Annotated in this window: 23 protein-coding genes; 10 read left to right on the plus strand and 13 right to left on the minus strand. The window is 72.9% G+C overall.

The genetic code is table 11. The features are described from left to right. From AL2_RS06350 to AL2_RS06365, 4 genes are all read right to left on the minus strand, one after another. Positions 1-2,409, minus strand: a 2,409-nt coding sequence (locus AL2_RS06350; protein WP_067630788.1) for a PEP/pyruvate-binding domain-containing protein, incomplete at its 3' end; no start/stop codon positions are given. A 2-nt stretch (positions 2,410-2,411) separates the two neighbouring features. Next, entirely contained in the window at positions 2,412-3,044 is a 633-nt protein-coding gene (locus tag AL2_RS06355; RefSeq protein WP_157438040.1) for a methyltransferase family protein, read from the minus strand. A 5-nt stretch (positions 3,045-3,049) separates the two neighbouring features. Beyond that, positions 3,050-3,850: an AfsA-related hotdog domain-containing protein gene (locus tag AL2_RS06360; protein ID WP_067630792.1), complete on the minus strand. Its 801-nt coding sequence runs from the start codon at positions 3,848-3,850 to the stop codon at positions 3,050-3,052. Between the two features lie 517 nt (positions 3,851-4,367). Continuing rightward, positions 4,368-6,464: a catalase gene (locus tag AL2_RS06365; protein WP_083946106.1), complete on the minus strand. Its 2,097-nt coding sequence runs from the start codon at positions 6,462-6,464 to the stop codon at positions 4,368-4,370. A gap of 281 nt (positions 6,465-6,745) precedes the next feature. Between AL2_RS06365 and AL2_RS06370 the strand changes: the two genes are divergently transcribed. The 4 genes from AL2_RS06370 (at position 6,746) to AL2_RS06385 (ending at position 10,875) form a co-directional block, all read left to right on the plus strand. Next, positions 6,746-7,996, plus strand: coding sequence for a PucR family transcriptional regulator (locus AL2_RS06370; RefSeq protein WP_245666400.1), 1,251 nt, complete (start codon positions 6,746-6,748; stop codon positions 7,994-7,996). 89 nt (positions 7,997-8,085) lie between these two features. Beyond that, complete coding sequence (locus AL2_RS06375; RefSeq protein WP_067630795.1) at positions 8,086-8,442, plus strand: histone-like nucleoid-structuring protein Lsr2; 357 nt, start codon at positions 8,086-8,088, stop codon at positions 8,440-8,442. 17 nt (positions 8,443-8,459) lie between these two features. Next, positions 8,460-8,789, plus strand: a complete 330-nt coding sequence (locus AL2_RS06380) for a histone-like nucleoid-structuring protein Lsr2 (protein ID WP_067630798.1) — start codon at positions 8,460-8,462, stop codon at positions 8,787-8,789. 163 nt (positions 8,790-8,952) lie between these two features. After that, positions 8,953-10,875 (plus strand): CASTOR/POLLUX-related putative ion channel, encoded by a 1,923-nt coding sequence (locus AL2_RS06385; RefSeq protein ID WP_439951356.1) that lies wholly within the window; start codon positions 8,953-8,955, stop codon positions 10,873-10,875. Here the strand turns inward: AL2_RS06385 and AL2_RS06390 are convergent. Continuing rightward, positions 10,853-11,899 carry a hypothetical protein gene (locus AL2_RS06390; protein ID WP_067630800.1) on the minus strand — a complete coding sequence of 349 codons (1,047 nt, stop codon included), beginning with the start codon at positions 11,897-11,899 and terminating at the stop codon, positions 10,853-10,855. The genes AL2_RS06385 and AL2_RS06390 overlap by 23 nt on opposite strands. Positions 11,900-12,066: 167 nt before the next feature. Between AL2_RS06390 and AL2_RS06395 the strand changes: the two genes are divergently transcribed. The 4 genes from AL2_RS06395 to AL2_RS06410 are packed head-to-tail and all read left to right on the plus strand — an operon-like array spanning position 12,067 to position 15,260. Then, a complete protein-coding gene (locus AL2_RS06395) occupies positions 12,067-13,401 on the plus strand; it encodes a hemolysin family protein (protein ID WP_067630802.1) in 1,335 nt (444 codons plus the stop codon). Beyond that, positions 13,398-14,417, plus strand: a complete 1,020-nt coding sequence (locus AL2_RS06400; protein WP_067630804.1) for a hemolysin family protein — start codon at positions 13,398-13,400, stop codon at positions 14,415-14,417. The genes AL2_RS06395 and AL2_RS06400 overlap by 4 nt, the downstream gene beginning before the upstream one ends. 56 nt (positions 14,418-14,473) lie before the next feature. After that, positions 14,474-14,707: a helix-turn-helix domain-containing protein gene (locus AL2_RS06405; RefSeq protein ID WP_067630807.1), complete on the plus strand. Its 234-nt coding sequence runs from the start codon at positions 14,474-14,476 to the stop codon at positions 14,705-14,707. Positions 14,708-14,711: 4 nt separating this feature from the next. After that, positions 14,712-15,260, plus strand: a complete 549-nt coding sequence (locus tag AL2_RS06410) for a Clp protease N-terminal domain-containing protein (RefSeq protein WP_067630808.1) — start codon at positions 14,712-14,714, stop codon at positions 15,258-15,260. On the opposite strand, the gene AL2_RS06415 is transcribed toward AL2_RS06410, so the two are convergent. The 7 genes from AL2_RS06415 to gnd all read right to left on the minus strand — a co-directional run bounded on the left by AL2_RS06415 (position 15,261) and on the right by gnd (position 22,764). Beyond that, positions 15,261-15,758, minus strand: coding sequence for a hypothetical protein (locus AL2_RS06415; protein ID WP_067630811.1), 498 nt, complete (start codon positions 15,756-15,758; stop codon positions 15,261-15,263). A gap of 92 nt (positions 15,759-15,850) precedes the next feature. Beyond that, positions 15,851-16,693 carry an LLM class flavin-dependent oxidoreductase gene (locus AL2_RS06420; RefSeq protein ID WP_067630813.1) on the minus strand — a complete coding sequence of 281 codons (843 nt, stop codon included), beginning with the start codon at positions 16,691-16,693 and terminating at the stop codon, positions 15,851-15,853. 99 nt (positions 16,694-16,792) lie between these two features. Beyond that, on the minus strand, positions 16,793-17,593 hold the full coding sequence (locus tag AL2_RS06425; RefSeq protein WP_067630815.1) for a carbon-nitrogen hydrolase family protein: 801 nt from the start codon (positions 17,591-17,593) through the stop codon (positions 16,793-16,795). Between the two features lie 13 nt (positions 17,594-17,606). Further along, positions 17,607-20,114, minus strand: coding sequence for a DEAD/DEAH box helicase (locus AL2_RS06430; protein ID WP_067630817.1), 2,508 nt, complete (start codon positions 20,112-20,114; stop codon positions 17,607-17,609). Between the two features lie 64 nt (positions 20,115-20,178). Then, positions 20,179-20,775, minus strand: a complete 597-nt coding sequence (locus AL2_RS06435; protein ID WP_067630819.1) for an HD domain-containing protein — start codon at positions 20,773-20,775, stop codon at positions 20,179-20,181. A 138-nt stretch (positions 20,776-20,913) separates the two neighbouring features. Beyond that, on the minus strand, positions 20,914-21,126 hold the full coding sequence (locus AL2_RS06440) for a hypothetical protein (protein WP_157438041.1): 213 nt from the start codon (positions 21,124-21,126) through the stop codon (positions 20,914-20,916). 213 nt (positions 21,127-21,339) lie between these two features. Continuing rightward, positions 21,340-22,764: an NADP-dependent phosphogluconate dehydrogenase gene (gene gnd / locus AL2_RS06445; protein ID WP_067630825.1), complete on the minus strand. Its 1,425-nt coding sequence runs from the start codon at positions 22,762-22,764 to the stop codon at positions 21,340-21,342. Between the two features lie 140 nt (positions 22,765-22,904). On the opposite strand from gnd, the gene AL2_RS06450 reads away from it, so the two are divergent. Next, the gene (locus AL2_RS06450; RefSeq protein ID WP_245666402.1) at positions 22,905-23,678 is read left to right on the plus strand and encodes an HAD family hydrolase; all 774 of its coding nucleotides are present in this window, start codon (positions 22,905-22,907) and stop codon (positions 23,676-23,678) included. Next, positions 23,675-26,074, plus strand: a complete 2,400-nt coding sequence (locus AL2_RS06455) for a glycoside hydrolase family 65 protein (RefSeq protein WP_067630830.1) — start codon at positions 23,675-23,677, stop codon at positions 26,072-26,074. Before AL2_RS06450 ends, AL2_RS06455 begins: the two co-directional genes overlap by 4 nt. Before the next feature lie 7 nt (positions 26,075-26,081). Here AL2_RS06455 and soxR read toward each other — a convergent pair whose 3' ends face one another. Next, the gene (gene soxR, locus AL2_RS06460) at positions 26,082-26,621 is read right to left on the minus strand and encodes a redox-sensitive transcriptional activator SoxR (protein ID WP_210748067.1); all 540 of its coding nucleotides are present in this window, start codon (positions 26,619-26,621) and stop codon (positions 26,082-26,084) included. Between the last annotated feature and the right edge of the window lie 7 nt (positions 26,622-26,628).

The following is a 26,628-nucleotide window of genomic DNA, read 5'->3' on the forward strand; positions in this document are numbered from 1 at the left end:
GTCGCTGTCCGAGCGCATGGGATCGCTGTCCGAGCGCATGGGATCGCTGTCCGAGCGCATGGGATCGCCGTCCGAGCGCATGGGATCGCCGTCCCGGCGTCCGGGGTCGCCGGCGGGGCGGGCGCGGGCGAGGGCCGCGGCGACCGGGCGCCCGGCGGGGAGCGACAGCAGCGCGGGCGGGGGCGGCGCGTCCCGGTGGCGGTCGCGTTCGGCGCGCCGCACCGCCACGATGCCGCGCAGCCCGCACGGGCCGGAGCCGGGCAGGGTGCCGTCGAACGCGCCGATGGCCTCCTCCACGGTGAGGTCGAGGACGTCCATCGGGTCGTCGAGCGCGCCCGCCTCGGCGAGGTCGGCGCCGAGCCGCCACAGGACCGTGCGGGACAGCCCGAACAGCTGGGTGCGGCAGAACCGGGTGTCCTCGCGCGTCCGGACGAGCCAGCGCATCATGGCCAGCAGCACGTGCAGGACGGCGCGGCGGGCCGGGTCGCGGCAGGCCGACCGGAGCCGCCGCCGGGCGCCGGCCGCCGCGCGCGCCTCGTCGGCGCGGTTGCCGGCGACGGTGGCGCCCTGCCGGACGAACGGCGCGAGCGTCCCGGCGAGCATCCAGGGCCGCTGCCGGGGCGTCGGCGCTTCGAGCTTGAGGTCGTGCACGGCGCGGTCGCCGTAGCGGCGCAGGTAGGCGCGGGCCTCGGCGGCCACGTGCGAGCCGTGCCGGCCGGTCGCGATGCCGTCCCACACGGCGCGCAGGCTCTCCTCGTCGGCCGGGTCGGCGGCGAGGAGCCCGGCCTTCAGGTCCGGGCTCTGCGCGGCGCGCTCGGCGAGGGCGATGGCGGCGCGCGCGGCGGCGAGCGAGCGGTTCTCGCGGCCCCCGCACAGCAGCCCGACGAGCAGTTCGGGCCCGGCGTCCGCCCAGCGGCGCAGCAGTGCCGTCCCGGCGCGCATGACGAGGAGTCCGTAGACGCCGTTCGCGAGCGTGACGCCCCAGCGCGCCGACGCCTCCGCCCACACCCGCCGGTACAGGGCGATCAGCTCGTCCGGGGGCCGCTCGGCGAGCGGGCGGGCCGCCGGGTCGTGGACGTCCGCCATCACGCCGTCCCACCAGCGCAGGAACCGCACGGTCGCGCGGCGGTGCCCGGCCGCGCGCCACGCGGTCGCGGGGAGGGCGGCGGCGGCCCGGACCCGCGACCGCGCACGCGGCATGCGCACCTCGCCGGTGATGCCCATGGCGTCCTCCCATCCGGCGCGGATCAGGTCGAACACGGGCAGCTGCCCGTGCAGCTCCTGCCAGTCGTCCAGCCGGTAGTGGACGCGGCCGTCGAGGTGCCCGACCATGCGCGGCAGCCGGTGCGCGTTCGCGCGGAGCCGCCGCGCGGGCACGCCCATCCGCCGGTACAGGTCGGTGAAGGCCAGCTCGTAGAACATGCGCGCCTGGGAGTAGGTGAGCGCGCCCGAGACCCCCGGGAAGCTCTCGGTGATGTTGTGGTCGCCCCAGTGGACGCGGGGGCCGTCGTCCCGCGCGCTCTTCGCGAGCGGCCGTGCCTGGACGAGGTGGACGGCGCCGTCGGGGGTGAACGTCCCCTCGATGTCCTGCGGGCAGCCGAAGTGGTCTTCCACGCGGGCGGCGAGGCCGGCCACCTGCTGCGCCTCCTCGTCGGTCAGCACGGGGGCGACCCTGAGCTCCTCCGGTACCTCGACCACTCGCGGATCCGTCTCGCCGTCGGCGGGCGGCCCGACCATGCGCCGCTTGGACACGACCTCGGTCCGGACGGTGCCCGTCACCGGGTCGACGAAGAAATGGTCGATGTCGGCCTTCTCCTGGACGACGCCCTCACCGATCCCGTACGCGGCGGCGATGATGTGGTGCCGCGTCCCGTCACGGGGATCGCGGGTGAACGCGACGAACGAGCGCGTCCCCGGCACCATGCGCTGGACGCCCACGGCGACCCTGGCGCTCGCCGGATCGACGCCCCTGTGCACCCGGTAGCGGACGGCCTCGGCCTTGAACGCCGACGCCCAGCAGCGCGCCACCGCCTCCAGCAGCCCGTCCCGCCGGACGTACAGGAAGCTGTCGCTCATCCCGGCGAACGGGTCGTCCGCGGAGTCCTCTCCCCCGCCGCCCGGGCCCGGCACGACGCAGCCGCGCACGGCCGCCATGCCGCCCTCGCCGATGCGCTCGTCGAAGGCGTCCAGCAGCCCGGCGGCGAGGTCACCGTCCGGGAGGGTCTTGGCCAGCGCCGAGGCCGCCGAGGCGCACCAGTCCACGGCCGGCGCCGGCGGGACGGGCGGGAGCCGCAGCGCGCCGAGCGCCCGGTCGAACTCGCCCGCCGGCAGGCAGAAGAAGCCCGGCACGGGGAACCCCGCCGCGCGCAGCGCCTCCAGCCGCGCGAACTTGTGCCCGATCTCGCTCATCGTCACCACACTCCCGGCAGCACGCGCGGCCTCCCGGCGGCGTACCGCGCATAGCCCTGGACACGGTCGAGCGCCCGCTCCTCCACCCGGATCCGGCGCACCACGGCGCCGATCAGCAGGACCAGCGCCGCCCCGGTCACCGGGCCGGGGAAGAACGCCGTGAAGCCGACGTTGGCGAGCAGCATCCCCGCGTACGCCGGATGCCGGACGATCCCGTACGGCCCGTCCGTGACGACCCGGTGGCCGTCCTGCCGCACCACGTGGTGCGAGTAGAGCCGGCCGAGCGCGCGGATCGCGGCCTGCCGCAGCGCCACCCCGGCCGCGAACACGGCGGCGGGGACGAGCAGCCACGGCGTCCAGCGGTCCCAGGGCACCGGGCGCAGCGACGCGCCGGCGACGAGCAGGAGGCGGGCCAGCGCGTACGGCACGAGGGTCCGGGTGTCGGCGGGCGGGGCGGCGGAGCGCCGGAAGGTCACCGGGACCTCCAGCAGCAGCCAGCCGAGGTAGGCCGCCAGCAGCCCCGCCGCGGCCGTCCCCGGCGCGTCGCCCCGCCCCGCGTGCAGGACGATCCCGCAGCTCAGCACCCCCGCGCCCGCAGCGAACAGCAGGCGCGGCGCGAAGGTCACGAATCCCATCGGGGTCACCGCGCCCGCGTGCGGGCGTACTGCTCCGGGTCCACCGCGTACGCCTCGTAGGTGAGCGACCCGAGGTCGGCGCCGGTGGAGGCGTCCGCCAGCCTGGCCGCGCAGCGGGACCGGCGCCCGGAGGCGCGGGCGACCGGCCAGCGCAGCTTGAGCGGGACGTCGCGGCCGACCCGGTACGGGAGGTCCAGCCGCAGCATCACCCACAGCAGCGTCGCGTCCAGCGGGCGGCCGTGCTCCTCGTGCTCCAGCATCGTCGCGAACTGCCGGCCCGCCTCCACGATCTCCACGGGGCCGCGGAACGCGGGACGCGCGCCGGCCGGCTGCAGGACCTCGGACTCGACCAGCCCGCGGCCGCGCCGCACCGGCTCGCCGACCAGGATGTTCTCGGGGCGGCGCCGGTGCACGAGCCGGGCCGGGGCCCGCCGCGCGGGGGCCGGCGTCGCGGGCGGGTCGCCCGGGTCCGCCGGGTCCGCGTCGGCGAACGCGATGGACCCGCCGCACACCTCCCGGCCGGACTGCCGCGCGGCGACCGTCCAGGCGCGGTTCCGGCCGGGGACGGGGCGGCAGGCCAGCGTCGTGCCCCGGTCCAGCTCGCAGAACCGGGTGAAGTCGAGACCGGCGACGACCCGCCCCGGCCGCCGCCCGCGCGCCCGCAGCCCGTCGGCGCGGGCGGTGAGCTCCAGCAGGCCGCTGAACAGCAGCATGCCCGGCACATGGTCGAGCGGGTGGTCGAAGTAGAAGGAATCCGACTCGTCGACCACCAGCTCGCGGAATCGCTCGATAACGGACGCGGTCATGCGCGCTCCCTCCAATTACCGGCCCCGGGCTCCTCGGCCCACCTACCGAAAACGACACCGGAGGCCCTTCTCGGAAGGGCGGATAAGCCGAGCGGACGGCCGTCATCTTGCTACAGAAATGCGCATGGCTGAACTGCACCCCTGGGCAGTCCGGGCCTGGCCGGGCTGCCCAGTCCGGCAGTGCGGCGTCCCCCGGGCACGCAGCGTGCAAGGTCGTCCGGCCTGGAAACCGCATGTCAGCGTCCGCTTGCAGGGGGCGGCCCGGCGGCCGGCGGGGCAGACCGCGCACGTCATCCGCCCACAATGCGGATTGACAGCAGCGCGTTTCGCCGGACGCTCAGCAGCTTTTTACCGCACCGGTCGCACAAGATATATTTTCAAAAGATCGTTCAAATCAGGACGGATACATCCGAGGCTGTGAGGTTGCCCACAAATAATTGGCAGAATGCGGCCAGGCGGGCGGGGCCCGGTCCGTCCCCCGATCCGTCCCGCTTCCCGGCGGGCCGCCCGTGCGCCGTCAGGCGGGCACGTGCGCCTTGTCCCGCGTCCAGTGCCGGTGCGCCTTCACCGCCTCGATCAGCTCGGCGGGGAACTCCGCGGAGGGCCCCTCGCCGGTGACGACGCCGCTGTCGCTGACCGTGTTCCCGTCGGCGAACTCCACGGCGGTGATCCCGGCGCGCTCCAGCAGGCCGATGCCTGCGTCGAGTGCCCCGATCGCCTTGCAGTGGACGAACGCCTCGGCGACGAAGTGCACGGCGTCGCCGTCCTGCGCGAGCGTCCGCACGCTCTCCTCGCCGCCCGGCACGAAGACGGCGTCGTAGAGGACGGACGCCACGGTCGGCATGGCCCGGGTGACCTCGACCCGGCCGCCGTCCTCGGACTGGACGACGCCGTCCGCGGCGGCGAGGATGTCGCAGACCGCGCCCGCGCCGGTGAGCGCGTCCGCGACCGCCGCGACGGCGCCCGAGTCGACGCCGTCCGCGACCAGGATCGCGATCTTGCGGCCCTGCACGGAGTCCGCCGGCGAGTTCGCCTGGCTGAGCGCGGGCGAGGTCCGCCCGTGGTTGGCGGTCACCGGCCCCTGCGGCGGCTCCACGCCGATGCCCTCGGCGACCCGGACGGCGAGGTCGTGGTCGACGTGGTCGAGGTGCTCGACGACGCCCCGCCGGATGCGCATGTGATCGCACTTGCCGAGCTCGAACCGGAACGCGCCGACGATGTGCTCCTTCTCCCAGTCCGCCATGCTGTTCCAGAACAGCGTGGCCTGGGAGTAGTGGTCGGCGAAGCTCTCGCTCCGCTTGCGGATCTTGTCGCCGTCCACCCGCTCCCGGTAGTGCCTGAACGAGCCGGCGCCGCCGACCGCCGGGCAGCCGCCCGACAGCGAGTTCTTGTGGTAGCTCGCCTGCGCCGGGTGGACGTCCATCTGGTGGTAGCCGTCGCGGTGGTGGTTGCGCACCGGCGCGATCGGCCGGTTGACCGGGATCTGCGGGAAGTTCGGCCCGCCCAGCCGGATCAGCTGCGTGTCCAGGTAGGAGAACAGCCGCCCCTGCAGCAGCGGGTCGTCGGTGAAGTCGATGCCGGGCACGACGTTGCCGATGTGGAAGGCGACCTGCTCGGTCTCGGCGAAGAAGTTCTCCGGGTTGCGGTCCAGCACCATCGTGCCGACCGGCCGCACCGGGACCTCCTCCTCCGGGATGAGCTTGGTCGCGTCGAGCAGGTCGAACCCGAACTTGTGCTCGTCCTCCTCCGGCACCAGCTGGACCCCGAACTCGTACTCGGGGAAGTCCCCGTCGCTGATCCGGTCCCACAGGTCGCGCCGGTTGAAGTCGGGGTCCTTGCCGCCGATCTTCTGAGTCTCGTCCCAGGCGAGCGAATGGGTGCCGAGCTTCGGTCTCCAGTGGAACTTCACGAACGTTCCGCGGCCCTCCGCGTTGACGAGCCGGAACGTGTGGACGCCGAATCCCTGCATCATCGCGTAGCTGCGCGGGATCGCCCGGTCCGACATCAGCCACATCATCATGTGCATGGTCTCGGGCTGGAGCTGGACGAAGTCCCACAGCGTGTCGTGCGCCGACTGCGCCTGCGGTATCTCGTTCATCGGCTCCGGTTTCACCGCGTGCACGAAGTCGGGGAACTTGATGCCGTCCTGGATGAAGAACACCGGCATGTTGTTGCCGACGAGGTCGAAGTTGCCCTGCCGCGTGTAGAACTTCGTCGCGAAGCCGCGGACGTCCCGGACGGTGTCGGCCGAGCCGCGCGACCCGGCGACGGTGGAGAACCGCACGAACACCGGCGTCGACAGCGAAGTGTCGGTGAGGAACTCGGCGGTGGTGTACTCGGCGAGCGACTCGTGCAGCGTGAAATGGCCGTACGCGCCCGAGCCGCGCGCGTGCACGACCCGTTCCGGGATCCGCTCGTGGTCGAAATGCGTGATCTTCTCGCGAAGGTGGAAGTCCTCCAGCAGGGACGGGCCGCGCTCGCCCGCGGAAAGCGCGTTGTCCGTGTCATCGATCCGGAGCCCGTGATCGGTGGTGAGCTCCGTCCCCTCAGGGCTCACCCGCCGCTGGGCCATTTGCTCCTGTTTCGGATCCTCGCGTCCGGCGGCGTCGGCCATGGTCCAGCTCCCTCGACGATGAATGGGCGTTTCCGGGCGGCTACCCCCCGGCCCGAGCGGCATGCGCTGTTTGACCGGAACTTGAGTTCGGTCCGGGGCACCCGTTCCGCGGCGGCGCCCTCGCCTTGCGGCCCCGCGCTTGTCAGCGCGCTGACAAACGCAGGGCCGCGTGGTGAGGGCAGCTGAGTGTCGCGGATCACGCGCTCTGCCTAAATTGATACGACCGGACGCCTAGCCGCCCGGAAACGGCGTTTTCGGATCGGGCGATCGGAGGTGGCACCGTGACCGCTGCGTACGAGGACGCGCATTCCGCATCACAGGTCCTGGAAGGCCTGACGGAGGAGCCGTGGCGGGACGTCCCGGCGGAGGAGGCGCGCTGGATGCGCCCCCGCCTGCCGGACCTGCTCGGCGTGATGGTGAAGGGCGTGCTGCGGCACGTCCCCGAGTACGACCGGCCGGGCGACGCGGCCTACTGGCGGGTGGCCGAGGCCGCGGTCGCGCACGCGATGGAGCACTTCGTGCAGATGATCGCCGACCCAGACGCCTCGTGGAAGGAGGTGTACCAGGTCTTCTTCGACGTCGGCTACGGCGAGGCCGTCGAGGGCCGCAGCCTGGAGCACCTGCAGAACGCGATGCGCGTCGGGTCGCGGATCGCCTGGCGGCACCTCGCGGTCGAGGCCGAGCGGCTCGGCCGGCCCCGGGCGCTGATCAGCGTCCTCGCCGAGGCGAACTTCGCCTACCTGGACGCGCTGGCGTCCGCGGCGGCGCACGGCTACGCGCGGGCCAGGGAGAAGGCGGCCGGGGAGCGCGAGCAGCGCCGCGGCCGGCTGCTGGCGCTGCTGCTGTCGGACCCGCCGGCGCCGCCCGAGGTCGCCCGCGAGCAGTCCGCCCGGGCCGGCTGGCCGCTGCCGCGGCGGCTCGCGGTGATCGTGCTGCGGCCGCGGCCGGGCAGCGGCGGCGAGGGCCCGGCCGGACTGCCGCCGTCCCTGCTGACGGGCCTGGACCACGGCCGTCCCTGCCTGGTCATGCCCGATCCGGACGGCCCGGGGCGGATCGACGAGCTGACCGCGACGCTCGCCGGCTGGACCGGCGCCATCGGCCCGTCGGTGCCGGTGGAGGAGGCCGGGACGTCGCTGCTGTGGGCGCGGCGCGCGCTCGACCTCGCGCCCGCCGCGCCGGCCGGCCGGGGGGCGCGGCGCGGCGGCGTGCTCGTCCGGGCCGAGGAGCACCTGCCGGACCTGCTGCTGCGCGAGGGCGGGACGCTCGCCGCGATCGTGGCGTCCCGGCGGCTCGCGCCGCTGGACGAGGCGGGGCCGCGGCAGGGCCTGCGGCTCGCCGTGACCCTGCTGGAGTGCATGAAGCACGGCTTCAACGCCACCGGCGCCGCCGAGGTCCTGTGCGTGCACCCGCAGACCGTCCGCTACCGGCTGGCGCAGCTGCACGACATGTTCGGCTTCGACATCGAGGACCCGGAGATCCGGCTGGAGATGATGCTGCTCCTGCACACCTGGATCAAGCGCCACGGCGGCTGACCCCGGGGTCGCGTCCTTCCTCGTGAGCCCCCGGAATCCGCTACGGTCGGGGACGCCGCGTAGGCGAGGGGAAGGAAGACACAGAGCACATGGCCGAGAAGGTCATTCGCGTGGACGACATCGACGGCTCCGAAGGGGACGATGTCGTAAAGCGAGACTTCGAAGTCTTGGGTCGGACGTTCACGATCGACTTGAGCGATGACAACTACAAGCGGCTGAACGAGATGCTGGACGCGCTCGCGCCCTTCATCGAGAAGGCCGCGGAGGTGAAGCCCGCGGGGAAGGGCCGCAAGTCCCGCGTCGCGAAGATCAAGGGCTACACGAACGGCGATGTCCGCGAGTGGGCATTGCGTCAGGACATCGAAGTCTCCGAACGTGGCAAGATATCGGATGAGGTCTATGCTGCATTCATCGAGGCACATCCGGACGCCAAGCCGGACGCATAGCTAGAGGGAGTCCCCGCATGGCACAGAAGGTCGAAGTCCTTCTCGTGGACGACATCGACGGTGGAGAGGCTGACGAGACCGTCAGCTTTTCCCTCGATGGCACCACTTACGAGATCGACCTGAGCAAGAAGAACGCCGCCAAGCTGCGCAACGGCCTGGAGCCGTTCGTGGCGAGCGCCCGCAAGGCGCGCAAGACCCCGGGCCGCGCCGGCCGCGGGTCGCGCACCGCGGGCAGCCGCGAGCGCTCCGCCGAGATTCGCGAGTGGGCGAAGAACCGGGGCATCAAGGTCAATGAGCGGGGCCGTATCCCCGCCAATGTGATCGAGCAGTACGAGGCCGCGCACTAGCGGCCCCGCGGCCGGCGGCGTTCCGGCACGGCACCGAGGGGCCGGGGTGGAATTCTCACACCCCGGCCCCTTGCGTGCGCACTGGGCAAATCGCTTTAGTCGATATTGCCCGGAATGGTGTAAGACACGTAATAGGCGGGCTACGGCGGAGGGGGCGGACCGGTTGGCACCTGTGAGGCGACGGGACCGGGTCCGGTACTGGTTCGACCGGACGATGTCGAAAGGGACGCCCGCGCTCATCGGCTGGCTCGGGCTCGCCTCGGTGGCGCTGGTGCTCGTGGTGGCGTCCGCGGCGGTCGTCCTCGCGCCGCGCGACAGCGAGGAGAACGGGCACTGGCCCGGCATGGTGTGGCGCAGCCTGCTGCGCACCCTGGACCCCGGGACGATGGGCGACGACACCGGGACGGGACCGTTCCTGGCGCTGATGCTGCTGTCCACCATCGGCGGCATCTTCATCGTCAGCGCGCTGATCGGCGTGCTCACCACCGGACTGGAAGCGAAGATCAGCGAGCTGCGCAAGGGCCGGTCGCGGATCGTCGAGCAGGGCCACACGGTGCTGCTCGGCTGGTCGGAGCAGGTCTTCACCGTGGTCGCCGAGCTGGTGGAGGCCAACCAGAGCAAGCGCAGGTCGTGCGTGGCGATCCTCGCGAACCGCGACAAGGTCGAGATGGAGGAGGCGATCCGCGCCCGGGTCGGCGACCTCGGCCGCACCCGGATCGTGTGCCGCACCGGCGACCCGCTGAAGGTCGCCGACGTGGAGCTGGTCAGCCCCGGCACCGCGCGGTCCATCCTCATCGTCACGCCGGAGCTGGCGGACGCCGACACCCGCGTCATCAAGGTGCTGCTGTCGCTCGGCGCCCGGACGTGGGGACGGCACCGCCCGCACGTCGTCGCCGCCGTGCACGACTCGGCGAACCTGCCCGCCGCGCGGCTCGCCGGCGGCGACCGCGCGCACATCATCGACGCCGACGACGTCACGATCCGGCTGATCGTGCAGTCGCACCGCCAGTCCGGCCTGTCGCAGGTCTGCACCGAGCTGCTCGACTTCGCCGGGCACGAGTTCTACATGCGGCCCGAGCCGTCCCTCACGGGCGTGCCGTTCGGGGAGGCGCTGGCGGCCTACGACCTCGGCGTCCCGTCCGGGCTGCGGCGCGGGGACGGCACCGTGCTGCTCAACCCCCCGATGGACACCGTGATCAGCGCCGACGACGAGGTCATCATCCTGGCCGAGGACGACCTGCTGATCAGTCTCGCCGGCGGTTCCGGCCCGGCCGTCCGGGAGGCCGCGATCGGCACCGCCACCGTCCGGGAGCCGGTGCCCGAGCGGACCCTGATGCTCGGCTGGAACCACCGCGCTCCGAAGATCATCGAGCTGCTGGACGAGTTCCTCGCGCCCGCGTCCGAGCTCGTCGTGGCCGCGCCGCGCGAGGACCCGACCGGGGAGCTGGCCGCGCCCGCCAACCTCAAGATCGACTTCATCCGGGCGGAGCCGACCGAGCGGCCGTCCCTGGAGTCCCTGGACGTCGGCTCCTATCAGAAGGTCATCGTGCTGTCGGACGCCGGCCACGAGCCCGACCACGCCGACGCCCGCACCCTGGTCACGCTGCTGCACCTGCGCGACATGGAGGACGCGCTGGGCCCTCCGCCCCCTCCCGGAGGGACGCCGCCGCACGCCCCCCGGAACGACCCGTTCGCGATCGTCAGCGAGATCAACGACGACGCCAACCGGGAGATCGCGCAGGTCACCAAGGCCGACGACTTCGTGGTCAGCGAGAAGCTGATCAGCCTGATGCTGACCCAGCTGAGCGAGAACCGGCACCTGTACGACGTGTTCGTGGACCTGCTCGACCCGGCCGGGTCGGAGATCTACCTCAAGCCCGCCTGCGACTACCTGGTCCCGGCCGTGGAGGCGAACTTCGCGACGCTGATCGAGTCGGCGCGGCGGCGCGGCGAGGTCGCGCTCGGCTACCGGCTGACCGCGCGGTTCCACGAGCCGCCCGGCTACGGCGTGGTGCTCAACCCGGACAAGGCGGCGCCGCTGACGCTGTCGGCCGACGACCGCGTCATCGTGCTCGCCGAGAACTGACCCCCGGCCCGCCGGCCGGGCCCCCGCCGGGCGGGGTGAGGTCGCGGCCCGCGCGCACCGCGCTCGTGACCCGTGCGCGCAGCGCCAGCTCGGCCCGGTGGGCGTCCTCGGCCATGCCGCGGATCTCCGCGCCCGCCAGCTCGTCCCCGACGGTGCTCGCCAGCAGATCGCGGTACCGGGCGTTCTGCTCGGGGAGCCCCTGCAGCACCCGCGACTCGTGGTAGGCGTCGTCGGCCTCGCCGGCCCGGCGCGCGTACGCCTCCAGCGCCTCGATCCGCCCGGTGACCGAGCGGACCGACAGCTCCAGGGCGCGGTCCTGCGGGTCCAGCAGCGCCCGGACCCGCGCCGAGAGCCGCTCGGGCTGCTGGGCGAGGCGTTCCCGGCGCAGCCGGGTGTGCTCGGCGAGGGCGCCCGCGACGGCCCATTCCTGCCGCGGCAGGACGACCGTGTTGTTGATGTCGTCCAGCAGCCCGGCGCCGTGCGCCCGCGACCGCAGGACCGCGTCGATGGCGCCCTGGGCGCGGACGAGCAGCCCCGCCGCGGGCCCGTCGAAGTCGGCGGGCAGCAGGTAGGAGCCGTGGTGCTCGCGCGCGGCGCGGGCGGCGGCAGGCTCCCGCACGTGCCGCAGCGCGCCGATCACCCAGCCGGCGAAGCTCACCGCCGCGAGGACCGCGACGGCCGGCAGCTGGCCGAGCAGCAGCAGGAGGACCTGCAGGGCCGGGGTGAGCATCATCGCAAGGACGGGCAGCCGCCCCCAGCGCACCGCGCCGCCCAGCAGCTCGTCGTCGTCCAGCGAGGCGATGAAGCACATCCGCAGCCAGCCGCCGGGCAGGACGCCGTAGAAGACGGCGAACGCGGGGATCCACACCAGCCGCGCCAGGACCGTGGCCGCGCGCAGCCGCGGTGGCGGCGGCGCCGGCAGGCACGCCGCGACCAGCCGTTCCGGCGCCGCGGCGAGCAGCGCGCGGTCGTCGCCGCCGATGGCGGGATCGAACACCGGACGGGGACGGTTCTCGACGTTCATGGCGACTCCCGTACTCCCGGCGTCATGGCCGTGCTGGGGTTCATTCCACCCAGAGCGGTCGATAACCGTCCCCGAATCGGGAGAGACACCGTCCCGCCGGGGTAGGAGGATCTTGAGCGGAGGGCAGGCGGAGGCGCCGGCGGGAGGCGCGGGCGGAGGGAGGCCGGGTGAACGGCGCGCTCGGGCTGCTGGCCGTCCTGCTGCTGACGGCCGCGACCGGCTACTTCGTGGCGCAGGAGTTCGCGTTCGTCACCGCGGACCGGCCGGCCCTCGACCAGCGGGCGGCCGAGGGCGACCGGGCGGCGGCGCGGGCCGTGCGGGTGATGGGCCGGCTGTCGTTCATGCTCTCCGGCGCGCAGCTCGGCATCACGGTGACCGCGCTGGTCGTCGGGTTCATCGCCAAGCCTGCGCTCGCCGACCTGATGGACCCGCTGCTGCGCGCGGGCGGGGTCCCGGACGCGGCGGCCGGCGGCGTGGCGGTCGCGGCCGGGTTCGCCATCGCCACCGTGATCCAGATGGTGCTGGGCGAGCTGTTCCCCAAGAACCTGGCGCTGGCGAGGGCGGAATCGCTGGCCCGCGCGCTCGCCGCGTCCACCCTCGTGTACCTGATGGTCGCGGGGCCGCTGATCAGGCTGTTCGACGCGTCCGCGAACCGGCTCGTGCGCACGTTCGGCATCGAGCCGGTGGAGGAGCTGCACCACGGCGCGACGCTGGAGGAGCTCGGGCACATCATCGGCGAGTCCGGCGAGCAGCTGCCCGAGGGGCATGTCGACCTGCTGGAGCGCGCCCTCGCCTTCTCCGAGCGCGACGCCGAGGAGGTGATGGTGCCGCGGGTGGACGTGGTGACCGTCCCGGCGTCGGCGCACGCGGCCGAGCTGAGCGACATCATCTCCGCGAGCGGGCACACCCGCTACCCCGTGCTCGGCGCGGGCGTCGACGACGTCGTCGGCGTCGTCGGGCTGGAGGAGCTGATCACGCTCGGCCCGGCGGAGGCCGAGCGCACCGCGGTCGGGGCGATCGCCCGGCCGCCGCTGCTGGTGCCGGCCTCGCTGCCGCTGCCGGACGTGGTGCTGCGGCTGCAGGGCGCGGCCGAGCCGATGGCCTGCGTGGTGGACGAGTACGGCGGCTTCGCCGGCATCGTGACCTGGGAGGACGTCGCCGAGGAGCTGGTCGGGGAGATCGCCGACGAGAACGAGCCCGGCGAGGAGCTCGCGATCAGGTCCGGCGAGTGGTGGACGACCGACGCCGGGCTGCGGATGGACGAGGTCGCCCACGAGACCGGCATCGCGCTGCCGGAGGGCGACTACGAGACCGTGGCGGGGCTGCTGCTGAAGCTGCTCGGCCGGGTCGCGCGGCCCGGCGACGTGGTCAGCGTGGACATCCCGCCGGACCGGCTGGACGAGCCGCCCCGCACGGCCGTCGTGGAGGTCCTGACGATCCACCGGCACGTGCCGGAGCTGATCCGTGTCCGCACCGTCGAGACCACCCGGGGGGACCGGTGAACCTCGCCCTCGGCGTGCCCGTCACGCTGGCGCTGCTGGCCGGCAACGGGTTCTTCGTCGCCACCGAGTTCGCGCTGGTGGCGGCGCGGCGGCCGCGGCTGGAGCGCGCCGCGGCGCGCGGCGGGCGGGCCGCGGGCGCCGCCGTCGCCGGGATCGACGAGCTGTCGCTGACGCTCGCGGGCGCGCAGCTCGGCATCACGATGTGCTCCCTCGGCCTCGGCCTGGTGTCGGAGCCGGTGTTCGCGGGGGCGCTCAGCCCGCTGTTCCACTCCGCCGGGCTGCCCGGCGGGGCCGCGCACGCGGTCGCGTTCGTGCTGGCCCTGGCGCTGGTGACGTTCCTGCACATGGTCGTCGGCGAGATGGCGCCGAAGTCGTGGGCGATCGCCGACCCGGAGCGCTCCGCGACCGTGCTCGGGCTGCCGTTCCGCGCGTTCACGACCGTCGCCCGCCCGGTCCTGGCGGCGCTGAACGGCACGACGAACCTGCTGCTGCGCGCGGTGGGCGTCCGGCCCGCCGACTCCCGGGCGGTGGCGCGCACCCCGGAGCAGCTGCGCAGCATCGCGGAGGACTCGCGGCGGCTCGGGCTGATCGACGAGAACGAGCTGACGCTGCTCACCACCGCGCTGGACGCGCCGCGCGCCCCGCTGGCCGGCCTGGTCGTCCCGGTCTCCGGCATCGTGTCGGTGCCGCCGGAGGCGTCCCCGCAGGAGGTCGTCGACGCGGCCGCCCGCACCGGCCACACGCGGATCATGCTGCGCGGGTCCGGCCGGCCGGGCGCCGCCCGCATGGTGCACGTCCGCGACGCCTACCTGGCCCGCGCGCGGGGCGCCGCGACGCCGGCCGGGGAGCTGGCGCATCCCGTCCCGGCGATGCCGGTCGGGACCCCGGTGGGCGAGGCCGTCGCCATCCTGAAGTCCCACCACAGCCATCTGGGCCTGGCCATCGGCCCGGAGGGCGGCATCGCCGGCCTGGTCAGCCTGGACGACCTGCTCACCACCCTGCTGGCCGTCCGCTGAGGCGCAGCGCGTCAACGTTGGTTGACATCGCGTCTGTGTCAACCTACATTGACGTCATGAGCGATGGAGTGAAGCTCGCCGAGGAGGCGAGCAGCCGGGACCCGGCGGTGGGCCTGCGGGCCGTGCGGGCGCTGCGCGAGCTGGCCGAGCGGCTGGAGGCGCTGCAGGTGGCCAGCGCCCGCGACCAGGGCTGGTCCTGGCAGGAGATCGCGGTCTGCCTCGGCGTGAGCCGGCAGGCCGTCCACAAGAAGCACGGCGGCGGGCGCCGCCTTCTCAAGAAGGAGCAGTGAGGGGATGTTCGAGCGTTTCACCGACAGCGCACGGCGGGCGGTCACCGGCGCCCAGGCGGAGGCGCGGGCGCTGCACCACCACCACATCGGCACCGAACACCTTCTGCTCGCCCTCCTGGACGGCGGCGACGCCACGGCGCGGATGCTCGCCGGCCACGGGCTGGAAGCGTCCGCCGTCCGGGCGCTCATCGTCCGGAAGAGCCGGGATCCGCTCGACCCCGAGGCGCTGAGCATGCTCGGCATCGACCTGGAGGCCGTCCGGGAGGCCACCGAGCAGGTCTTCGGCGAGGGTGCCCTCGACGCTCCCGCCGCCCGGTGCCGGCGCCCGCCGAAGGGACACATCCCCTTCACGCCAAGGGCGAAGAAGTCACTGGAGCTGAGCCTGCGGCACGCGCTCCGGCTCAAGCACAAGCACATCGGAAGCGGTCACATCCTGCTCGGCGTCCTGCACGACAAGGAGTCCATGGCCGTGCGGCTGGTGATCGAGGCGGGGGTGGACGCCGGCGCACTGCGCGACCACATCGACCGGCTGCTCACCGCCGAGGCGGCCTGATCAGCGCCCGAACTGGTCGGTGAGGACGGCGACGCAGGCACGCCTGCGGAGCGGATCGTCCGGGAAGCGCCGCCCGCACTCCGCCGTGATCCACGACGGGGGCGCGGGGCGTCCGGTACGCGTCTTCTGCTGTGCGGGCGGGCGGGGACGCGGCCTGCGCGGTGCGGCGGGGCGGTGATGCGCGGGCTCCGGGACGGAATGCCCGCTGCGGGGAGCGCGCTTCCGCGGATGCGCGGCGGACGCCCTGTCCCCCGGCTCGGGCCGCGGTGGCGGTGGCGCGGACGTCTCCGCGGACGGTGACGGGGTGGCGGCATCCGGCGTCACCGTGCGAACGGGGGCCGGGCGCGTCGTCCCGTAGCCGATGGCGAGGACGAGACCGGCGCCGAGGACGAGCGCCAGCGCGGGCAGGAGCGGCGACCGGAGCGCGCGGGGCCCGGCGGGCGGGCTCGGCTCGGCACGGGTGAATCCGGCGGGCGGGAGGCTGGAGGAGAGGCGCACCCTCCGATGCTCACGCTGAGCGTCCGCCCGGACACGGAGAATCGCCGCGACCGTTGTCACCTTGATACACGGGTGTCACCTTGATACACGGGTCACCGCCCGGTGAGCAGTTCCACCACGGGCGCGAACTCCTCCACGAACGCCGACGCGACCGATACGTACGACACGCCCAGCTCGTCCCGCCGCCGGGCGAGCACGTCGGCCATCTCGCGGGGCGTCCCGGACAGTTTCGCGATCGCGTCGGAGTTCGCCATGGCGGCGGGGTCGACGCCCATCTGGCCCTGAAGCCATGCGGGCACCTCGTCGCCGACGACGTGCACCTGGGTGCACAGCTCCAGGTCGTCGAACCGCTCCCCCGCCGCCTTCCGGACGATGCCGACGTATCCGGCGAGTTCCGCTTCGCCGGTCAGCGGCGGGACGCCGAACGCGACCGTGCCGGCCCGCCGCGCGGCCAGCTCCAGCATCCGGGGCCGGGACGCGGCGACGAGCACCCGCGGCGGGCGTCCCGTCCCGGCGAACAGGCCCTCGGGCGGCCGCTCGACCGCGTCGATCACCCGCCCCACCGCGTCGATCCGCTCGGCGGGCGTGCCGTAGCGGACGCCGAGGAGCGCAGCGTCGTCCTCGCCGCCCGGCCGGCCCGCGCCGATGCCGAGCTCGAAGCGGTCGCCGGTGGCGAAGGCCATCGAGGCCGCCTCCCAGGCGATCATGTGCGCGGACCGGGTCGCCGCGGACAGCACGAACGTGCCGACCCGCAGCGTCGTCGTCGCACCGGCCGCGGCGGCGAGGGCCGCCGCGGGCATGGCCGTGCCGGACGTGTCGGGGGTCAGCAAGGTCGCGTACCCGAGCTCCTCGGCGCGGCGCGCCTGCGCCGCCCACTGCGCGCCGTCGCGCGCCCACGCCGCCATCACTCCGAACCGGAACAGCCGATCCGCCATCGTGCCTCCCGTGCCGCGGTCTCCTCGTCATCCCAGTTTGAGTGAGCACTCACTCAAACGTCAAGGGACGCTCTCCGAAGCTCGGGCCTCGCGTGTTCTCTAGCCGGCCTGGGTGACCGTGAAACGGCGCAGGCGGAGCGCCGGGTTCTTCTCCCGGACGGCGGCGACCCGCTCGGGCGAGACCTCCGCGGACGCGACGCCCGGCCCCTCCCCCAGCCCCGCGACCACCACGCCCATCGGGTCGACGATCATGCTGTTGCCGGCGCCCGCCGGCGCGCACTGGCCGGCGGCGGCCACGTAGATCGTGTTCTCGATCGCGCGGGCCCGGACCAGCGTCCGCCAGTGGTCCTCCTTGAGCGGGCCCGGCACCCAGTCGGCGGGCAGCGCCAGGACGTCGGCGCCCGCGTCCACGATCCGCCGCGTCACCTCCGGGAACCGGACGTCGTAGCAGGTCTGCATGCCGAACGCGACGCCGTCGACGAGGAACGTGTCCGGGACGCCGATCTCGCCGGGCCGGACGACGTCCGACTCCCGGTACCCGAACGCGTCGTACAGGTGGAGCTTGCGGTACTCGGCGACGATCTCCCCGCCGGGGCTCACGGCGACGAGCGTGTTGGAGATGCGGCACGGGTCGTCCAGCCGCTCGTTCAGGCCCGCGACCAGGTGCACGCCGTGGCGCCGGGCCAGGTCGCCGAGGCCGCCCGCGAACGGGCCGTCCAGCGGCTCGGCCGAGTCGACGAACCGGCCGTCCATCTTCGGCGCCGTGAACATGGCGAACTCGGGGAACACCACGACCTTCGCGCCGCGCCCCGCCGCGTCCCCGGCGAGCTCGCCGATCACCGCGAGGTTCGCGTCCTTGTTGACACCGGGCGCGAACTGCGCCACCGCGACCTGCACCATCCGCCGCCTCCCTCTACATCCGGTCGACGCCGGTCACCCGGATCACGGCCTCGCCCTCCTGGTCCGAGCCCGCGAGGTCGACCTCGGCGCTGACGCCCCAGTCGTGATGCCCCTCCGGGTCGTCGAACACCTGCCGGACCCGCCACAGCGCGTCCTCCGGAACCTCCTCGATCTGCAGCAGCTTCGGCCCCCGGGCGTCGGCTCCGGTGAGCAGCTCGTCGTGCTCGGCGAAGTACCCGTCCATGGCGTCCTCCCAGGCGCCGGCGCCGAAGTCGGGGTCCAGGTCGCCCAGCTCGCGGTACCGCTCCAGCGCGGCCAGCTCCACCCGCCGGAACATCGCGTTGCGGACCAGCACCCGGAACGCCCGCACGTTCGCGGTGACCCTCGTGACCCGCTCCTCGATCGGCTCGTCCACATCCTCGTCGGACGGGTTCGCGAGCTGCTCCCACTCGTCCAGCAGGCTGGAGTCGACCTGCCGGACGAGCTCGCCCAGCCACTCGATCAGGTCGATCAGGTCATCGGTCTTGATCGACTCCGGGACCGTCTGCTGCAGCGCCTTGTACGCCCCCGACAGGTACCGCAGGACGAGCCCCTCCGTGCGGGCCAGCTCGTAGAACCCGATGTACTCGGTGAACGTCATCGCCCGCTCGTACATGTCGCGCACGATCGACTTGGGACGCAGCGGATGGTCGCCGACCCACGGGTGCCCGGCCCGGTAGATCTCGTACGCGGCGTCGAGCTCGTCCTCCAGCGGCTTCGGGTGGTCGACGTCCTGGAGCAGCTCCATCCGCTCCTCGTACTCGATGCCCTCGGCCTTCATCTCCTGGACGGCCTCGCCCCGCGCCTTGTTGACCTGCGCCGCGAGGATCTGCCGCGGATCGTCCAGCGTCGCCTCGATCACCGACAGGACGTCCAGCGCGTAGGACGGCGACGCCGGGTCGAGCACCTCGAACGCCGCCAGCGCGAACGTCGACAGCGCCTGGTTGAGCGCGAAGTCCTCCTGCAGGTCGACGGTGACCCGCGCGTAGCGCCCCAGGTCGTCGGGCTGGGGCAGCACCTCCACGACACCGCCCGCGAGCAGCGACCGGTAGATCGCGATGGCCCGCGAGATGTGCCTCCTGCGCGCCGTCGGCTCCTCGTGGTTGTCCGTCAGCAGCCGCTTCATCGCCTGGAACGCGTTGCCCGGCCTGGCGATCACCGACAGCAGCATCGCGTGGCTGACCTGGAACCGGGACCGGAGCATCTCCGGCTCGGCCTCCTGCAGCTTCTTGAAGACGTCCTCGTCCCAGCCGACGAACCCCTCGGGCGGCTTCTTGCGCTGCACCTTCCGCCGCTTCTTCGGGTCGTCCCCGGCCTTCGCGAGAGCCTTCTCGTTCTCCACCACATGCTCGGGGGCCTGCGCCACCACGAACCCGACCGTGTCGAACCCGGCCCGCCCGGCACGTCCGGCGATCTGATGGAACTCCCGCGCCCTGAGCCTCCGCACCCGGTGCCCGTCGTACTTGCTCAAGGCGGTGAAGACCACGGTCCGGATGGGGACGTTCACACCGACGCCCAGCGTGTCCGTCCCGCAGATGACCTTGAGCAACCCGGCCTGCGCGAGCCGCTCCACCAGCCGCCGGTACTTGGGCAGCATGCCGGCGTGATGCACCCCGATCCCGTGCCGCACGAACCGCGACAGGTTCCGCCCGAACTTCGTCGTGAACCGGAAATTGCCGATCAGCTCGGCGATCCGGGCCTTCTCCGCCTTCGTGCAGACGTTGATGCTCATCAGCGACTGCGCCCGCTCGATCGCCGCCGCCTGCGTGAAGTGCACCAGGTAGACCGGCGCCTTCTGCTCGGCCAGCAGCTCCTCGATCGTCTCGTGCAGCGGCGTCACCCGGTAGTCGTAGATCAGCGGGACGGGCCGCTCCGCCGAGGTCACCAGCGCCGTCGGCCGTCCCGTCCGCCGGGTGAGGTCCTTCTGGAAGAACGCGACGTCCCCCAAGGTGGCCGACATCAGCAGGAACTGCACCTGCGGCAGTTCCAGCAGCGGGATCTGCCATGCCCACCCGCGCTCGGGCTCCGCGTAGAAGTGGAACTCGTCCATCACCACCACGCCGATGTCGGCGTCGGCCCCGTCCCGCAGCGCGATGTTCGCGAGCACCTCGGCCGTGCAGCAGATGATCGGCGCGTCCGAGTTCACGCTCGCGTCGCCGGTCATCATCCCGACGTTCTCGCGCCCGAACATCTCGCACAGGTCGAAGAACTTCTCCGACACCAGCGCCTTGATCGGCGCCGTGTAGAACCCGACCTGCTCCTTGCCGAGCGCCGCGAACAGCGCCCCCGCCGCCACCAGGCTCTTGCCCGACCCGGTGGGCGTCGAAAGGATCACGTTCGCGCCCGACACCACTTCGATGAGCGCCTCCTCCTGCGCCGGATACAACGTGATCCCGCGCCCCGACACCCACCGCTCGAACCCCTCGAACAGCGAATCGGCGTCGGCGTCGTTTCCGGAGGGAAGCTCATCGATAAGACTCACTCCTCCATCCTGCCCTTTCTCCCGACCGCCCGCGTCACCGAACGGGCGCGGACGGGGCCCGGCCTCAGACCAGGGCCTGGCCGTGCTCGGCCGCCGGCGGCTTGAGATCCGGCTCCCCGAACAGCGCGCGCATCGCCTCGAACGCCGCGGCCTTCTCGGCACCGAACCGCCGCACATGGACGGCGTAGGTCTCCGCGGACACGAACGTGGGCGGATCGGTCTTGCTGTGGAACTTGTCGGCGTACATGACGAGCCGCTCCTCGTCGCTCTCGGCCACATAGTCGCCCGGAGGCACGGGCAGCCCTTGCCGCTCGATGTCCTCCCGCGTCAGCCCCATTCCGGTATGGCAGGAACAGAACCGGCAGATCTCCTCGGGAAACCCTTCCTCGCGCAGCAACTCGTGTCCGAGCACCCCATGCCGCACATACTGCCTGAAATCGATTCTCCCGTTCGCGTCGTAGAGCCGGTAGACCCCGATGTCGTGCAGCAGGCACCCGGCCCGCACGAGATCCCGGTCGACCCGCGGCCCGGTGCGCGCCATGATCTGCTCGGCGATCTCGCCCACGATCACGCAGTGCGTCCAGACGAGTTCGAACGCCTCCCGGCCCGGCGCGTGCTTCCGGTGCAAAGCCCGAATCTCGTCGTCCGCCGGAATCCGCATCCCGCGAGTCTATTGACGGGCCCGGTGCGCGGTTAGGGCCGAGCCGTCGGGCAACAACGTGCGGCGGACGAGCCGTGAGCCATGCCCGGACATGCCCGTGTCCCCGTGAGCACTGCCCCGGGGGCACGGGCATGTCGGTTACTGCATCACGCCTTCGGACCTGGCGACCAGGCGGGCCAGCGTCCCGGCCATCTCCTCCTGGCGAGCGGACATCTTGCCGAGCTCACCCATGATCAGATTCACCGCCGAGCCCAGCTCCTGGTGGAGGTAGTCCTTGGTGACGAGGTCCTTCAGGTCGTCCTTGGTGGCCAGGTCACCGAGGGTGACCTCTTCGAGGGGCTTGGGCGACATGACGGGCATGCTACCTCTCCTTCTGGTCCTGTGTTCCGGGGGAAGCGACACCCTCAATCTGGCACCCCCCGAGGACTCTTGGTCGTCATTCGATCACGTTTAGCCACAACGGACCACCAGCGAATCACCCCACCCTCCGGTCGTCTTCCCTTGGGTGCTCCCAGGGGCCGGTGTAGCGCGCTGCTACCGGATGGGGACCGGGAAGCGCTGGTCTCAGGTAGTCACTTCGGTCCGGTCACCGCCCCAGAGGGTGTGGAAGGAGCCTTCGCGGTCGGTGCGGCGGTAGGTGTGGGCGCCGAAGAAGTCCCGCTGGCCCTGGGTGAGCGCGGCCGGCAGGCGGTCGGCGCGCAGGGAGTCGTAGTAGGCGAGGGCCGTGGAGAAGCCGGGCGCGGGGATGCCGAGGCGCGCGGAGGTCGCGACGACGTCGCGCCAGGCGTCCTGGGCGTCGCCGACGGCTTCGGCGAAGTGGTCGTCGGTCAGCAGGGTGGGTGTCTGCGGGTCGGCCTCGTAGGCGGCGCGGATGCGGTCCAGGAACTGGGCGCGGATGATGCAGCCGCCGCGCCAGATGGCGGCCATCGCGCCGAGGTCGATGTCCCAGCCGTATTCGGCGCTGCCGGCCTGGATCTCGTGGAAGCCCTGCGCGTACGCGACGATCTTGGACGCGTAGAGCGCCTTCTCGACGGCGTCGGCGAAGCCCGAGTCGGCGACGGCGCCGCGGGACGGGCCCGGCAGGTTCCGCGCGGCCTCACGGAGCGCGGCGTGGCCGGAGACCGAGCGGGCGAAGACGGCCTCGGCGATGCCGCCGACGGGGACGCCCAGGTCGAGGGCGGTCTGGACGGTCCAGCGGCCGGTGCCCTTCTGCTCGGCCTGGTCGAGGACGACGTCCACGAACGGCTTGCCGGTGGACGCGTCGGTGTGCGCGAGGACCTCGGCGGTGATCTCGATCAGGTAGGACTCCAGGCGGCCGGTGTTCCAGGTGCGGAACACCTCGGCGATCTCGGCGGGCGCGAGGCCGGCGGCGTGCCGGAGCAGGTCGTAGGCCTCGGCGATCAGCTGCATGTCGGCGTACTCGATGCCGTTGTGCACCATCTTCACGAAGTGCCCGGCGCCGTCGGGGCCGACGTGGGTGCAGCAGGGCGTCCCGTCCACCTTGGCGGAGATGTCCTCCAGCAGCGGGCCGAGCGCCGCGTAGGACTCGGCGGAGCCGCCCGGCATGATGCTCGGGCCGTGCAGGGCGCCCTCCTCGCCGCCGGAGATGCCGGCGCCGACGAAGTGGAGGCCGCGTTCGCGGAGAGCGGACTCGCGGCGGCGGGTGTCGGCGAAGTTGGCGTTGCCGCCGTCGACGATCATGTCGCCGGGCTCCAGCAGCGGGGCGAACTCGTCGATGACGGCGTCGGTCGGGCCGCCCGCCTTCACCATGATCACCAGCCGGCGTGGCCGCTCCAGGGACGCGACGAACTGCTCCGGCGTCTCGGCGGGCAGGAACGTCCCCTCGTCGCCGAACTCCTCCACCAGCGCCTTGGTCCGGCTGGACGTGCGGTTGTGGACGGCGACGGGATGCCCGTGCCGGGCGAGGTTGCGGGCCAGGTTCCGGCCCATCACCGCCAGCCCGGTGACACCGATTCGCGCCTTGTCCATTGGCTCACTCCTCCTCGTGTGCGACCCTGACCGAGGGGTTGTACGCGGGGCATGATCCCGCTCGTTCGAGCGTCCGGGCATGCCCGCGCTCAGCGCGGGAACGGGTCGCGCGGTACTGATCATGGTCAACCTTCACTTCGATGGTGACATTCCAGGGGGTGCGGATGCTGGGACTGCCGGACGAGGCGGCGGCGTGTCTCTTCGATCTCGACGGGGTGCTGACCCGGACCGCGTCCGTCCACGCCGCGGCGTGGAAGGAGATGTTCGACGGCTACCTGCGGGAACGTTCCGGGCGGACGGGTGAGCCGTTCACCCAGTTCGATCCCGTGGCCGACTACGGCCGGTACGTGGACGGCAAGAAGCGCGAGGACGGGACGCGGTCGTTCCTGGAGTCGCGCGGCATCGCGCTGCCCGAGGGCGACCCGGACGACCCGCCGGAGAAGGAGACGATCCGCGGGCTCGGCAACCGGAAGAACGCGCTGGTGCTGAAGATCATCGAGGAGAAGGGCATCGAGACGTTCGACGGCTCGATCGGCTACGTCCGCGCGGCGCGGGCGGCGGGGCTGAAGACGGCGGTGGTGTCGTCGAGCGCCAACACCGTCCAGGTTCTGCGGACGGTCGGCATCACCGGCCTGTTCGACGCGCGCGTCGACGGCGTCGTCGCGGCGGACCGGCACCTGCCCGGCAAGCCGGCCCCGGACATGTTCCTCGCGGGCGCGCAGGAACTGGACGTCCCGGCGGCGAAGGCGGTGGTGTTCGAGGACGCGCTCGCCGGCGTCCAGGCGGGCCGCGCCGGCGGGTTCGCGTACGTGGTGGGCGTCAACCGGGTGGGCGAGGCGCACGCGAAGGCGCTCGCCGAGCACGGCGCCGACGTGGTGGTCGACGACCTGTCCGAGTTGCTGGAGGGTGCGTGAAGGGGCGGGAGGGCCAGAGCGCCGCGGAGCGGCCGGTGTTCACGGTGGAGCCGTGGTGCGTCCGGGAGCCGGAGCTCCGGCTGGACCGGCTGGCGCAGAGCGAGTCGGTGTTCGCGCTGTCCAACGGGCATCTCGGCATGCGGGCCAACCTCGACGAGGGCGAGCCGCACGGGATGCCGGGCACGTATCTGAACTCGTTCTTCGAGCTGCGCCCGCTGCCGCACGCCGAGACCGCGTACGGCTACCCCGAGTCGGGGCAGACGGTCATCAACGTCACCAACGGCAAGGTGATCCGGCTGCTGGTGGACGACGAGCCGCTCGACGTGCGCTACGGCCGCGTCCACCACCACGAGCGGATCCTGGACATGCGCGCCGGCACGCTGACCCGGCACGTCGAGTGGACGTCCCCCGCCGACAAGACGATCAAGGTGACGTCGGTGCGGCTGGTGTCGCTGACCCAGCGGGCCATCGCGGCGATCTGCTACGAGGTCGAGCCGGTGGACAGCGCGGTCCGGGTGGTCGCCCAGTCCGAGATCGTGGCGAACGAGGCGCTGCCCGGCGGCGGCAAGGACCCGCGCTCGTCCGCGATCCTGGACAGCCCCCTCGTCAGCGAGGAGCACTTCGCCAACGGCACGAAGGTCCTGCTGCTGCACCGGACGCGGCACAGCGGGCTGCGGATGGGCGCCGGCATGTCGCACGACATCGAGGGCCCCGAGTCGATGCGGGTGGAGACCGAGAGCGCCCCGGACGTGGGGCGGCTGACGGTGGCGACCCGGCTGGAGCCGGGGCAGAGGCTCCGCATCGTCAAGTACATCGCGTACGGCTGGTCGAGCCGGCGGTCCCGGCCCGCGCTGCACGACCAGGTGGTCGGGGCGCTGGCGGGCGCGCGGCAGACCGGCTGGGACGGGCTGCTGGAGGAGCAGCGCGCGTACCTGGACGACTTCTGGGAGGGCGCGGACGTCGAGGTCGAGGGCGACCCGGAGATCCAGCAGGCGGTCCGGTTCGGGCTGTTCCACGTCCTGCAGGCCGGCGCGCGCGCGGAACGCCGCATGATCCCGGCCAAGGGGCTGACCGGCCCCGGCTACGACGGGCACACGTTCTGGGACACCGAGACGTTCGTGCTGCCCGTGCTGATCTACACCTCCCCCGGCGCGGCGGCGGACGCGCTCGCCTGGCGGCACATGACGCTGCCGCTCGCCTGCGAGCGCGCCCGGCAGCTCGGCCTGCACGGCGCCACGTTCCCCTGGCGGACGATCCGCGGCCAGGAGTGCTCGGGCTACTGGCCCGCCGGGACCGCGGCGTTCCACATCAACGCCGACATCGCGGACGCCATCGTCCGGTACGTCGACGCCACGCAGGACGAGCAGTTCGAGCGGGAGACCGGCCTCGACATCCTGGTGCAGACCGCGCGGCTATGGCGGAGCCTCGGCCACCACGACGTCGGCGGCGTGTTCCGCATCGACGGCGTCACCGGCCCGGACGAGTACAGCGCGATCGTGGACAACAACGTCTACACCAACCTCATGGCGCGCCGGAACCTGCAGGAGGCCGCCGAGATGGCGATGCGCCATCCGGACGTCGCCGACCGGCTCCGGGTGAACGCCGAGGAGGCGGCGTCGTGGCGGGACGCGGCGGCGGCCATGCTGATCCCCTACGACGACCGGCTCGGCGTCCATCCGCAGAGCGAGAGCTTCACCAACCACGCCCGGTGGGACTTCTCGGCGACCAAGCCCGACCACTACCCCCTGCTGCTGAACTTCCCCTACTTCGACCTCTACCGGAAGCAGGTCGTCAAGCAGGCCGACCTCGTCCTCGCGCTGCACCTGTGCGGGGAGGCGTTCACCGAGGAGCAGAAGGAGCGCGACTTCGCCTACTACGAGGGGCTGACCGTCCGGGACTCCTCGCTGTCGGCGCAGACGCAGGCGGTCGTCGCGGCCGAGGTCGGCCAGCTCGACCTGGCGCACGACTACCTCGGCGAGACCGCGCTGATGGACCTGCACGACCTGAACCACAACACCCGCGACGGGCTGCACATCGCCTCGATGGCGGGGGCGTGGAGCGGGCTCGTCGCCGGGTTCGGCGGGATGCGGGCCCGCAGGGGCGAGCTGAAGTTCGCGCCGCGGCTGCCGGGCGGCATCAGCCGGCTGGCGTTCCGGATGCGCTACCGGGGCAACCTGATCAAGGTCGGGGTGGGCGCGGAGGAGGCCCGCTACGAGCTGCTGGACGGCCCGGGCCTCAAGCTGTGGCACCACGGCGAACAGTTCACGCTGGGCGAGGAGCCGGTGGAGCTGCCGATCGAGCCGGTCCAGCCGCGGCCGGCGCCCACCCAGCCCGCCGGGCGCGAACCGGCGCCGCGCCGCTTCGAGCCGCACCTGCGCGCCCCCCGCCGCACGTAGCGGGCGGTCAGTCCCCCGGGGTGCAGACGGTGGCGCACTCCGGGGCCCGCCCGTCCCCCGCCGCACGGGACGGGGCGGCCGCGCGCTCGGTGAGGAGCCTGCGCGGCCCCGGGCCCTCGTCGCCGAGCCGGTCGTAGGGGTTGGCCAGCGCGCACTTGCTGATCGACAGGCAGCCGCAGCCGATGCAGTCGGTGAGGTCGTCGCGCAGCCGTTCGAGCTGCCGGATCCGCTCGTCGAGGTCGCCGCGCCACGTCTCCGACAGGCGCGCCCAGTCCGCGACCGTGGGGGTGCGCTCCTCGGGGAGGGTGGCGAGCGCGTCCCGGATGGCGCTGAGCGGGATCCCGACGCGCTGCGACACCTTGATGAACGAGACCCGGCGGAGCGTGTCGCGGCTGAACCGGCGCTGGTTGCCGGCCGTCCGGCGGCTGCTGATCAGCCCCTTGGCCTCGTAGAAGTGCAGCGCCGAGACGGCCACGCCGCTCCGCTCGGCGAGCTGCCCGACCGTCAGTTCGTGTACCCGGTGCTCCAGCCGCGTCATGGCCCGCATCCTACCC

It is taken from the genome of Actinomadura latina NBRC 106108 (genome assembly GCF_001552195.1).
Taxonomy (GTDB): domain Bacteria; phylum Actinomycetota; class Actinomycetes; order Streptosporangiales; family Streptosporangiaceae; genus Spirillospora; species Spirillospora latina.